This is a genomic window from Streptomyces sp. NPDC002125 (assembly GCF_053593715.1).
Genome location: NZ_JBSFDD010000005.1, coordinates 234,655 through 245,042 on the forward strand (window position 1 = coordinate 234,655; position 10,388 = coordinate 245,042).

The 10,388-nt window shown below is 67.8% G+C and carries 16 protein-coding genes; all 16 read left to right on the plus strand.

What is annotated here, in order from left to right; translation table 11 throughout:
- Positions 1-79 precede the first annotated feature (79 nt).
- Positions 80-1,249 (plus strand): ParA family protein, encoded by a 1,170-nt coding sequence (locus tag ACWCQM_RS11575; protein WP_450915095.1) that lies wholly within the window; start codon positions 80-82, stop codon positions 1,247-1,249.
- On the plus strand, positions 1,246-2,310 hold the full coding sequence (locus ACWCQM_RS11580; RefSeq protein ID WP_450915096.1) for a ParB/RepB/Spo0J family partition protein: 1,065 nt from the start codon (positions 1,246-1,248) through the stop codon (positions 2,308-2,310). The genes ACWCQM_RS11575 and ACWCQM_RS11580 overlap by 4 nt, the downstream gene beginning before the upstream one ends.
- A gap of 632 nt (positions 2,311-2,942) precedes the next feature.
- Positions 2,943-3,314: a hypothetical protein gene (locus ACWCQM_RS11585; protein WP_450915097.1), complete on the plus strand. Its 372-nt coding sequence runs from the start codon at positions 2,943-2,945 to the stop codon at positions 3,312-3,314.
- A 227-nt stretch (positions 3,315-3,541) separates the two neighbouring features.
- Positions 3,542-4,081, plus strand: a complete 540-nt coding sequence (locus ACWCQM_RS11590; protein ID WP_450915098.1) for a hypothetical protein — start codon at positions 3,542-3,544, stop codon at positions 4,079-4,081.
- A gap of 136 nt (positions 4,082-4,217) precedes the next feature.
- Positions 4,218-4,445, plus strand: coding sequence for a hypothetical protein (locus ACWCQM_RS11595; RefSeq protein WP_450915099.1), 228 nt, complete (start codon positions 4,218-4,220; stop codon positions 4,443-4,445).
- 177 nt (positions 4,446-4,622) lie between these two features.
- Complete coding sequence (locus tag ACWCQM_RS11600; RefSeq protein WP_450915100.1) at positions 4,623-4,967, plus strand: hypothetical protein; 345 nt, start codon at positions 4,623-4,625, stop codon at positions 4,965-4,967.
- Between the two features lie 140 nt (positions 4,968-5,107).
- On the plus strand, positions 5,108-5,548 hold the full coding sequence (locus tag ACWCQM_RS11605) for a DUF6197 family protein (RefSeq protein ID WP_450915101.1): 441 nt from the start codon (positions 5,108-5,110) through the stop codon (positions 5,546-5,548).
- A gap of 32 nt (positions 5,549-5,580) precedes the next feature.
- Positions 5,581-5,856 (plus strand): hypothetical protein, encoded by a 276-nt coding sequence (locus tag ACWCQM_RS11610; protein WP_450915102.1) that lies wholly within the window; start codon positions 5,581-5,583, stop codon positions 5,854-5,856.
- 103 nt (positions 5,857-5,959) lie between these two features.
- Entirely contained in the window at positions 5,960-6,550 is a 591-nt protein-coding gene (locus ACWCQM_RS11615; protein ID WP_450915103.1) for a hypothetical protein, read from the plus strand.
- The gene (locus ACWCQM_RS11620) at positions 6,547-6,684 is read left to right on the plus strand and encodes a hypothetical protein (RefSeq protein WP_450915104.1); all 138 of its coding nucleotides are present in this window, start codon (positions 6,547-6,549) and stop codon (positions 6,682-6,684) included. Before ACWCQM_RS11615 ends, ACWCQM_RS11620 begins: the two co-directional genes overlap by 4 nt.
- Complete coding sequence (locus tag ACWCQM_RS11625; RefSeq protein ID WP_450915105.1) at positions 6,681-7,181, plus strand: hypothetical protein; 501 nt, start codon at positions 6,681-6,683, stop codon at positions 7,179-7,181. Before ACWCQM_RS11620 ends, ACWCQM_RS11625 begins: the two co-directional genes overlap by 4 nt.
- The gene (locus ACWCQM_RS11630) at positions 7,178-7,573 is read left to right on the plus strand and encodes a hypothetical protein (protein ID WP_359657191.1); all 396 of its coding nucleotides are present in this window, start codon (positions 7,178-7,180) and stop codon (positions 7,571-7,573) included. Before ACWCQM_RS11625 ends, ACWCQM_RS11630 begins: the two co-directional genes overlap by 4 nt.
- A 210-nt stretch (positions 7,574-7,783) precedes the next feature.
- Entirely contained in the window at positions 7,784-8,179 is a 396-nt protein-coding gene (locus ACWCQM_RS11635; protein WP_359657189.1) for an ASCH domain-containing protein, read from the plus strand.
- Positions 8,176-8,613, plus strand: coding sequence for a hypothetical protein (locus ACWCQM_RS11640; RefSeq protein WP_450915106.1), 438 nt, complete (start codon positions 8,176-8,178; stop codon positions 8,611-8,613). The genes ACWCQM_RS11635 and ACWCQM_RS11640 overlap by 4 nt, the downstream gene beginning before the upstream one ends.
- Complete coding sequence (locus ACWCQM_RS11645; protein WP_450915107.1) at positions 8,610-9,308, plus strand: WhiB family transcriptional regulator; 699 nt, start codon at positions 8,610-8,612, stop codon at positions 9,306-9,308. Before ACWCQM_RS11640 ends, ACWCQM_RS11645 begins: the two co-directional genes overlap by 4 nt.
- A 113-nt stretch (positions 9,309-9,421) precedes the next feature.
- On the plus strand, positions 9,422-10,228 hold the full coding sequence (locus ACWCQM_RS11650) for a hypothetical protein (RefSeq protein ID WP_450915108.1): 807 nt from the start codon (positions 9,422-9,424) through the stop codon (positions 10,226-10,228).
- The last annotated feature ends 160 nt before the right edge of the window (positions 10,229-10,388 follow it).

Consider the following 10,388-nt stretch of genomic DNA (forward strand, 5'->3'; position numbering starts at 1 on the left):
TGAGCCCGTACAGGTGAAACCGCATCAGAACTGACCAACCGGGTGACACCATCAACACCAAGGTCAGTAAGGTGACGTCATGGCCTCTCCCTACCCCGACGGCGACCGGGAAAAGGTGGCGTCCAAGCTGCCATCAGTCCTTCGCCAAGAGCTCAAGATCCGCGCAGCCGAACTCGGCCTCGACATCCAGGACGCCGTCACCACCGCAGTACAGGACTGGCGGCAACTTCCCCAACCCGGACCCGCGGTCGACACGGCAGGCGCCGAGTCGTACAGCACCTGGCTCCCCGCTGGTCTCTACGACGACTTCAAATCCACCTGCACCGACCGCGGAGTCTCCTACACCCAAGGCCTCGCCCAGTCCGTACGCCGCTGGCTCGACGCGAACCCCTCACCCGCTGGAACTCCCGCACCCACCGCCCCCGCACGCAAGATCGTGTGCAACCAGAAGGGCGGCGTCGGCAAGACCGCTGTATCAGCCGGCATCGCACAGGCCTGGGCCGAGGAAGGCAAACGCGTCCTCCTCGTCGACTACGACCCCCAAGGCCACCTCAGCGACCAACTCGGCATCGACAAGATCCCACCCGGCGACGACAGCCTCGTCTCCCACATGTGCGACGAAATCAACGGAGACCTCCGTGACCTCATCGTCGTCATAGACGACCCCAGGTTCGAGAAGCGCCTCCACCTCCTTCCCGCATGCTTCGACGGCTTCCTCCTCGACGCAAAGATCGCCATCCAGTCCATGGACCGCAGCAAGCGCGCCGTGCAGAAGGAAAGCGCCCTCGAGCGGTCACTACGCCAGCTCGAGAACGACTTCGACGTCATCGTCGTCGACTGCCCGCCCAGCCTCGGCATCGCCATGGACGCCGCCCTCTACTACGGGCGCCGCCGCCCAGGCGAACCCCAGGGCCAGTCCGGCGTCATCATCCCCGTCCTTGCCGAAGACTCCTCCGCCATCGCCTACAGCATGCTTGCCGGGCAGATCGAAGACATCCGCGAAGACTTCCAGCTCGACATCGACTACCTCGGCCTCGTCGTGAACCTGTACGACTCCCGCCGCGGTGTCGTCGCCACGTCCTCTCTCAAGCAGTGGCGCGACATCGGTGACCCCCGCGTCCTTGCCGTCATCGGCGACCTCAAGGAACAACGCGAAGCCGTCCGCATGCGCAAGCCGCTCCTGTCCTACGCCCCTCACAGCGACCAGGCCGAAGCCATGCGACAGATCGCCCGGGGTGCAGCGTGGTGACGAAGTCCGAACAGTTCGCTCAGTCCTCCGCCTTCAACCGAGCCGGCGGAGCCCGCAGCGCCCGCCGGGAACTCTTCGACGCCGCCACTGGGAAGAAACCCGCCCCCACCGAGCTGTCCATCCGGTCCATCTCGCAGAACCCCGACAACCCTCGGGACCATCTGCGAGACCTCACGGACATGACGCAGTCCGTCGAGCAAGTCGGTGTCGTCAATGCGATCACCGTCGCCACGATCTCCGCGTACCTGGAAGAACGCCCCGACAGGGCTGAAGCCCTGGACCCCGACACGACGTACATCGTCGTCGATGGGCACCGGCGCCTTGAGGCCGCGCGCCGCGCTGGCCTGGACACCATCAAGGTCACCGTCGACGACGCACTCGTGTCCACCGACGAGACGCTCCTCGAGGCCGCGTTCGTCGCGAACTACCACCGCGACAACATGACCGAGCTTGAGGAGGCACTGGCCCTCGAGAAGCTCGTCCAGTTCTACGGTACCCAGGCCAAGGCATCAAAGCGCCTCGGCATGGCCCAGGCCACGATCTCGTCAAAGCTGTCGTTCCTGAAACTGGCACCGGACCTGCAAGCCGACCTCGCGGAGGGTCGAAGGCCTGCCGAGCACGTCCGCAACCTTGGCAAGCTGTCTCCCGAGGAACAGCGCGCACGAGCCGACGAACGCGCAAGAGAAGCCCAGCAGCGCACCAAGCAGGCCGCGCCCCCTGCCTCTGCCAAGCGGACGCCAGCCGCGGAGAAGGACCCGGCGACCGATTATCACGCCGTGATAATCGAGACCCCCAAAGCGACGGACGACTCCGCTCAACAGGATGCCCCACTGCCAGAGCCTCGGCGCACGAAGCCAGCGGAGCCTCAAGCCACCGAAGTACCGAAAGCGAAGCCGCCGGGTGACGCCTGGGAGCTTCCGCCCGGAGGCTGGGAGCCCGTGCGCGACATACTCCTCGCCCAGATGGGAGAGTTCGACCGTCACATGCTGACGAGGAGCCTCGTCAAGGTGATGGACAGGGAGCTCGGCCGAACCCCGGCCGATACCACTGGGGCGTCTTAGCTGTCCTGACCCAGCATGCCTGCGGCCCCGCCCTTCCCGCCTGGGAGGTGCGGGGCCGCCTTTGTCGTAGGGGTCGGGATTCAGCCGGAAACGGCGACTTGCCGGGGTTTTTCGTTCACGCCTTCGAGTGATCCCCCACCCCGCCCCTTTCCCACCCACCACCTGCGGACTTGAGTAACAGTGCCGCCGCCTTGCACGGGACGGCGGCCCCGGGGGCAGAGGACACCCCTCCCAGGGATCGCAGCGCCTCTGCCCCCACCCCACACCCGCCACCACCGCATATCCGCGAACGCTGGCAGCCAGCCCACTTCCCGGCCTACAATCACCGTCATCTGACGGGTACGCCCGCGAGGTCTCGGGCCCCCGGATGGTCCGGTGGGCGGTTGTCGGCAAACTCCAGCCCCCGAACCCCGGGGGCTTCCTCATGCCCCCGGGAATGGCCGGGACGATACTCCCACCACGGTCACAGCGGTCTCAAAACTGTGGTCCGCCTTACCCACCCAGGGAAATCGGTGCCACAGTAGATCTCCCCCGGCAACGGAACTGGCAGCCGCCCCGGGGCCTGAAACCCGGGGAGGGAGCACCGGGGGACAGGAACCCTTCCCTACTGCCAGGGAGCGGACAGCGCCCTCATGCCCTCAGCAGCAGAGCCCGCACACCCCGAACCCACCATGGCCGGGCCCCCAGGTAAGGTCCTGCACTTCGCGCAGCGCACCCTCCGCGGCGGCCACGGCCGGCGCACCCCACAACCCCAGCCCTCCGAAGAACCCGCAGCGGTGCCCGACACCCCGCAGCAGCGCCTCGCCGAAACCGCCGAAGCATGGTTCCTCGCCCACCAGTCCACGCTCACCGACCCGGACGTCGCCGACACGTACCGGGCCACCCTCGACCTGGTGCGCCTCATGCTCGAAGGTTCACAAGCGGAATCCCTCATCGGCGACGAAGAGTTCCGTCACCTCGCCGGCATGGTCGAAGGGCTACGGAACGCACCTGACACTCTGTGAGGTAACGAATATGACCGGCGTAATTGCATGCCGACCTGCGACAAGGCACTTACCAGCACGCACGCTCTGTTGATCATCTAAAACTTTCCGTTCAACAACCGACGAGATCGTGGCACACTGGGGCGTCCGGAATAACCCGGAGTGACAACCTCCGGCCACCGGCGCACGCCACGGCTCACACACCGTCACCCGCTGCGCCCCTGGCCGGAATACGGGACGGGGACACCATGCTGGGAGACGACGACACCACCGCACGCAGGCTCCGCCTCCTCCAGGCGGAGTTCACCCAGCACCAGCAGCGCGGACCCGACCCCACCGGGCGCACCGCCACCCGGGCCGAAGCGCCCGCCCCCATCAACCTCGGCGTCGTCGACTACATGACGGCCGCCGTCACCGAGGTCGTCAAGCACACCCAGGCCCACGTACCCGACATTGCCCCGTACGCCGGCCCTCTCCCGGGCCTGTACGACTGGGCCCGCGAGCACACCGCGGACCTCGACGAGGAACGCCAGCAGGCCCGCGAAGCCATGATCTACAAACAGGGCCTCGAGCACGCCATCGCGATGGGCGACACCGCGGAAGTCTGCAAGCACCCCTGCCCCGCGTGCGGGTGTTGGGGCCTCCAGTGGGGGGAAGACGAGCAGAAAGCCGTGTGCACCAACCACTACTGCCAGGACAACAGCGGCCTCACGTACCGGTGGGAGCTGAAGCGTCTCGCCTACGAGCACGTCGCCGCCAAAAGTGCCATCCGATCCCGTGCAACCTGATCGCCCCCACAGCGGTCTACGTATCGTCAGCACCAACTCATCACATCACCAGCACAACCGGACCACCTGAGTCCGAGTCCCTGTTTCGGCCGCCGGAGCTGCGAACGACGGCCAAGCCGACACCGGGAGCACGCCCGTGGCTATCGAACCGCTCGTCCCGTACAGCCCGCCCAGCGACCTGATGCCCCTGAGGGAGATCCACGACCTCCTGCAGCGGACCGGGCACGCCGCCTCGCTGCGCGACATCAAGAACTGGATCCGTAAGGACGAGCTGGACACGGTTCGGTACCGAGGTGTGCCGCACGTCTCCTGGAGCGACATCCTCCTCGCGCACCGGGAAGCGGTACTCGCCGGCGACATCTGACCCCGGCCGACCCTTGACTGCCCCTCATCTTGGGCCCCCAGCCCGCAGGTGGGGGGCTTTCTCATGCCCGAATACCTCGCAACGTCTTGCCTATGCCATACGGTAAGGGTTACTGTGGTTGAGCCGACAACGGGACACCACAACCAGGTCCCGGAGTAACCACCCCAGGAGACCGCCATGGTTCCCGCCGTGATGACGCACGCCCCGACACAGCCCCGCGAGATCCACCCGCACCGCCTGTCGGCCCCCATCGCCAACCAGGTCAACGAACTCCTCGACCAGGCCGACCAGTACGCCGACAACCGCGAACTCGCCGCCAGCGCCCTCCTCCACCGCGAGGTCATCCGCCTCACTGGCATCCGCCCGCCCGCCTCCGGAGAACTCGCCCGCTGCACCTGCCAGGCCTGCTACTGCGCCGCCATCTTCGACGCCGCGAAGGCCCGCACCTACATGGACGGCACCGTCGAGTTCGTCCAGTGCGAGACCTGCGCCGACGAACACCGCCTCACCGGCGACGAGTAGCCCCCAGCTCCCGGTCCTGCCACTTGCGACGTGACAGGAACGGGCCCCGGCCCCGGGTGAGCACCACATCCACAGGATGCGCAGTAGCTCCCCAGGGCCGGGTGAAGACCCCTTCCGCACCACCACCACGGGAGACCGCCATGCCGCAGACCACCGCCGAAGCCCTCCGGAGGGCCGCCAACCTCATCCACACCGACGGCCTCCACACCGGCGAGTACTTCATGGACCGGACCACCGGTGCCATCGACGTCACCGCCGCGATCTACATCACGGCCGAGGGCGGCATCCCGGACGCCTTCTACACCGACGAGGCGCTCTCGCTCGCCATCATCAGCGCCAGCGCCCCGGCCATGGCCGCCATCCGCGCCCTGTCCGGCTCCCTCCCCACCGAGCCGTCGTACACGGAGATCGTCGACGGCCACCAGGTCCCGGAGTACATCGAGCACGTCTCCAACTGGGCCGCCACCACCCCCGTCTTCGGTCAGCACCCGCCGACCACCTCGGAGGTCATCGGCGCGCTCCTCCGGGCCGCACAGGTCGCCGAACTCGCGACCGTCCCCACCCAGCGCACCGCCGCCTGACCCGCCCCACGACACCGGAACAGGACCCCGCCATGAGCATCCTCACCATCGCCCTCGACACCCTCGACAACCCCAGCAACCCCGACCACGCCCACGGACGAGCCGTCGCCTACGACGCCCTCCACGACGGCGACACCCTCGACATCCTCGAAACCCGCCTGGAGTGGATGACCGACCCCACCGTCTCCGGCACCACGTACACCGCAGCGTTCCTCGCCGGGTACCGCGCCCAGATCGCCGACTGGCGCGCCTACGACTGGGCCCACCGCGTCGCCGTCACCAGCAACGCCTGGGAGACGGCCCGATGAGCCTGCCCACCCTCGTCGTCCTCCTCCTGCTCCTCATCCTCGGCGTCCGCATGGTCACCGCAGCCCTCGCCCCCAGCACCACCGACACAGACAGGAACGACCGATGACCGCTCAGATGACTCCGGACCGGCTGGCTGAGATCCGCGAACGGCTCGCCTCGACCCTGAAGCCGCAGAAGACCGAGATCAGCGAACTTCTGGACGAGATCGACGCGTTGCACGACGACGTGAACGGCACCTGCCTCGCCCGATGGGAGGAGGAACAGGAGAACGAGCAACTGCGCCTCAGCATTGCCGGGCTGCACGCCCGCATCACGGAGCTGGAGGCTGCGCAGGCCACGACCATCGCCGAGCGGGACGCTCAGATCATCGCGTGGCTGGAGAAGAAGGCCCGCGAGGAAGGCAGCAGTAACAAGGACCGCCGCAACAGGGCCGACGTCCTCTTCCGCATGGCCGACAAGCTCAGCCGAGGAGCCGTTCGCCCGCCGCTGTCCAGGGGGCCCGACCCACTGGTCGTGAACCGGTTCGACGTCGCCATGGAGCCCGCCCCCGAAGAGGAGCAAGTCCTCACCGTCGGCTGCATCGACGAGAACGGGAACCCTGTCGCCCTCCTCCTCGACATGGAAGCCCGGTCGAAGGTCGCCCGGTGGCTGGCCCCGGAACTCAACGACACCGGCAGGGCCACCACCACGTGACCTGGCCCACCGCACCCGAGCTCATCGCCGCCGTGCTGGGAGTCATCGCACTCGCCATGATCTGCGCCTCCCAGCACGGCCACGGCACCACCAGCACCGACCCGCACGACCCACCGGACGGAGACACCCCGTGAGCCGCACCAAAACCCGCACCCGCCGCACCACCCCCAAGCCCCCGCGCCACGCCGCCCTCCCCGCCCGTACCGCACCCGCCCCCGACTTCATCACCGACGGCCAGATACGCGCCCACTACGAAGCCCGCCTCGCAGGCCTCCCCCACACCCCCATAACCGCCTGGACCCCCCTCCCCGACGGAACCCACCAGATCCGCTTCCCGTCCGGCGCCCGCATCACCCACACCGCCGGCACCCCCGTGTTCACCGCCCACACCCCCTGCCCCCAAGGCGCCCACCACACCACCGACATCACCACCGGCCACCAGCTCCAGCAAGCCGAGCAGGCCGCAGCCCTCTGCACCGACCCCCACGGCCAGACCCGCATCCTCACCCTCCACCAGGCCGCCGCCACCACCGAAGACACCCAACAGTTGTCCCGCGACGACATCGACGCCGGCCTCACCAACCGCCACACCGCCACCACCGAGAAGCCCAAGGAGCACCCGGAGTCATGAGCACCGCCACCCGGCCCGACCAGACCTACCTCGTCATCCTCGGCGCCGCCGCGGCACAGGCCAGCGCAAATGCCCGCGTCCTCGCCCAGCACGGCGACAACCAGCTCGGCAGCCACTGGCCCGCACACCCCGGCCTCCGCGTCTGGAACGGCAACATCATGCGGATCGGCCACCACGACAAGGACACCTTCGTCACCGAGGTCAACACCGTCCTCCCCAGCCACATGTACGTCGACATGGCCCACTACGAGCACGCCCACCTCACCCCGCTCTACCCCCCGCCCGGCTACCCCCGCGGCAACGAGGACTGGAACCAGTGGGTGTACTGCGCGGCCGACGCCGACGGAGCCGTACCCCTCACCATCGCCATCACCCAGACCCGTGGCGACTGAGTACGAAGTGTCCTGCCTCGGCAAACGGGCCTTCCCCAGCCGGCGCACAGCTCGACGCCGAGCCCGACAGATACGCGGCGAAGGCGGACCCCGCTTCCACGCCTACCGGTGCCACTTCTGCCTCCGCACCCACCTAGGCCACGCCCCAGGACACGCCACCTACCTCCGCATGACACGCAACGGCCCCATATCAATCAAGGAGTACGCAGCATGAAGGCCCTCACCATTCGACAGCCCTGGGCAGGGGCGATCGTCCACCAGACGAAGCGCGTCGAGAACCGAACCTGGAAGCTCCCCTCCCGACACCACGGCGCCCGCATCCTCATCCACGCCGGAGCCGAACTCGACAAGAACGCCAAGATCTACGGTCCCAACCTCGGCGTATACGGCGCGATCATCGGCAGCGCCACCATCACCGGCTACCACTGGTCCGACGACGGCACCTGCTGCGGCCCCTGGGGCTTCGCCAGCGCCTACCACTGGGAACTGTCCGACGTCACCGCCCTCCCCGAGCCCGTTCCCGCCAAGGGAACCCTCGGCTTCTGGACCCCCACCACAGACGCCCTCGACGCCGTCCTCGCCCAGCAGGCGGAGACGACCCGATGACCACCACTCCCGTACGCCAGCACGTCTGGCGCATCGAGCTCCCCCTCAACACCCAGCTCATCAGCGCCAACGACACCCTCCACTTCCGCAAGAAGGCCGAGCTCGTCAAAGCCCTTCGCAACACCGCCTGGGCCACAGCGAGAAAGGCGAAGCTCCCCGCCCTCCAGCGCGCCCACATCTTCTACGTCCTCCACCCCGACACCAAGAAACGCCGACGAGACCCCGGCAACTGGTCACCCAGTGCCAAAGCCGCAGTCGACGGCCTCGTAGACGCCGGCGTCCTCCCCGACGACAACGAAGCCCACCTCCTCGGCCCCGACCCCCGAATCGGGACCCCCGTCAAGGGCGGCCAACTCGTCCTGATCATCACCGACCTCGACCAGATGCCCCCCGCGCACCTTGCCCTCCTCAACCCTCCTGGAGACCCGACATGACCGTTCAGACCCTTCCCGTCCGCCGTAGTACGACATCTGCCGTACAAAGCCGCGAGACCGTCGACTGGAAGACGCAGGCCGTATGCCGGAACCCGGAAGTCGACGCTGACCCGGAGGACTTCTTCACCACGACGAAGGCGGGTCAGGACCGGGCGCGTTCCCTGTGCGCGACCTGCCCGGTGATCGTCGAGTGCCTGCGGGACCAGCAGGCGAAGGATGAGGACATCTACCGCTGGGGGATTGGGGGCGGCCTGAGTGCCGCTCAGCGGCGTGCGCTCGGTGTCGAGGCCCGCCTGGGCCAGTACCCGGATCTGGAGTCGGCACGGCTGCTGATCTCGCCGCGGTGGTCGTACCGGCTGCGTCGCCTGATGTCGACGTGCTACTCGCTGGAGGGCATGGTGCGGTCCCTGGCCAAGGACGGCCTGAACGTCGACACGGTGACGGTGCGCGTCGCCGTGTGGTGGATGGGCGGTACGGGGTCGCGTATGACCCGGTTGGCGCCGTCCGACCCGCGGGGGTGGTCAGTGCAGTTGCGCGAGGACTACGCCGACATGGTGGTCCGGTTGGCGGAGATGAAGGTTCGGCACGCTGACATTGCCGCGTACCTGGGGATCTCGGGGTCGTGGGGTGCGAAGGCTGTGGGTGAGGTTGTCCGGGCGGAGAGGGCCGCTGCGGCGCAGCAGGTGGCGGCATGAGCAGGTCATTCCAGGAACGGGCAGCGCACGCCCGATGGGCGGGCCGGCGTCGGGAGCAGAAGCGGGCCGGTACGTGGCAGCCGTTCGTTCCGGCGGGCCCGGTCAGGGACCACGTGAGCAAGGTGCGCGCGGCTGGAATGCCGGTCCGCGCCACGGCCGTTCGGCTCGGCCTTTCGTACACGGCGTTCGAGTACCTGATGTGGGGCGACCAGAACAACCCGCCTGGCAAGCTGGTGCGCCGTGAGACCGCAGACCTGGTTCTCGCCTACTGGCCGACGCTGGCGGACTTCCCGGACAGTGCCCGTATTGACCCCATGGGGACCAGGCGCCGAGTCCAGGCCCTGGAGGTTCTGGGGTTCAGTCAGAAGTTTATGGCCGACCGAGTCAACACCCAGAACACAAACTTCGCCCGTGTGGTGACTGCGGAACGTGTGACTGCCCGGATGGCTCGGGCCGTGGCCCACGAGTACGACCAGCTGTGGAACCGACGGCCGGAAGAGTTCGGGGTGAAGCAGTGGGTGGCCGACCGGACGCGGCGCGCCGCATCCAGGAAGTGCTGGGTCGGACCGCTGGCGTGGGACGACGACACGATCGACGACCCGGCCGCGGTCCCTCAGCTCGACGCCCCGGAGGCCGGTTACACAGACGGCGACGACGTTGTTGCTCGGTGGCTGATGGGTGAGTCCGTGGTCCTTGACCGGGATGGGCGCCGCGAAGCGATTGCCCACCTCATGGAGTGGACGTCCAGCTCTGTGTCGGAGATAGCGGGGCGGATGGAGATGTCCGAGGACGCGGTGAAGCGGTCCTGGGAGCGGACGAAGAGGCAGGCCCTGGATGAGGGCCGCAAGGTGTGGCGGCGGGTGTACGTGCCGCTGCGCGACATGAATCTGACACGAGACGACATGAAGAGTGCAGCATGATCGGGCTGTCCGAATCACCTGAAAAACAGGCTCTGACCTGCGAAAATATAGGTACGGGGCCGCCGGTGTATCAGCACCAGCGCGGCCCCTGACCCTGCCGTCCGCATCACCGGAAGGAGGGCTGATCGTGGACTCTACCCAGCCACGCCCGCTCAAGATT

Coding starts and splice junctions, on each gene's coding strand:
- ACWCQM_RS11610 (WP_450915102.1), top strand. CDS start 5,581: ATGAGCATCCTCACCATCGCCCTCGACACCCTCGACAACCCCAGCAAC.
- ACWCQM_RS11635 (WP_359657189.1), top strand. CDS start 7,784: ATGAAGGCCCTCACCATTCGACAGCCCTGGGCAGGGGCGATCGTCCAC.
- ACWCQM_RS11585 (WP_450915097.1), top strand. CDS start 2,943: ATGCCCTCAGCAGCAGAGCCCGCACACCCCGAACCCACCATGGCCGGG.
- ACWCQM_RS11640 (WP_450915106.1), top strand. CDS start 8,176: ATGACCACCACTCCCGTACGCCAGCACGTCTGGCGCATCGAGCTCCCC.
- ACWCQM_RS11605 (WP_450915101.1), top strand. CDS start 5,108: ATGCCGCAGACCACCGCCGAAGCCCTCCGGAGGGCCGCCAACCTCATC.
- ACWCQM_RS11645 (WP_450915107.1), top strand. CDS start 8,610: ATGACCGTTCAGACCCTTCCCGTCCGCCGTAGTACGACATCTGCCGTA.
- ACWCQM_RS11600 (WP_450915100.1), top strand. CDS start 4,623: ATGGTTCCCGCCGTGATGACGCACGCCCCGACACAGCCCCGCGAGATC.
- ACWCQM_RS11615 (WP_450915103.1), top strand. CDS start 5,960: ATGACCGCTCAGATGACTCCGGACCGGCTGGCTGAGATCCGCGAACGG.
- ACWCQM_RS11575 (WP_450915095.1), top strand. CDS start 80: ATGGCCTCTCCCTACCCCGACGGCGACCGGGAAAAGGTGGCGTCCAAG.
- ACWCQM_RS11590 (WP_450915098.1), top strand. CDS start 3,542: ATGCTGGGAGACGACGACACCACCGCACGCAGGCTCCGCCTCCTCCAG.
- ACWCQM_RS11630 (WP_359657191.1), top strand. CDS start 7,178: ATGAGCACCGCCACCCGGCCCGACCAGACCTACCTCGTCATCCTCGGC.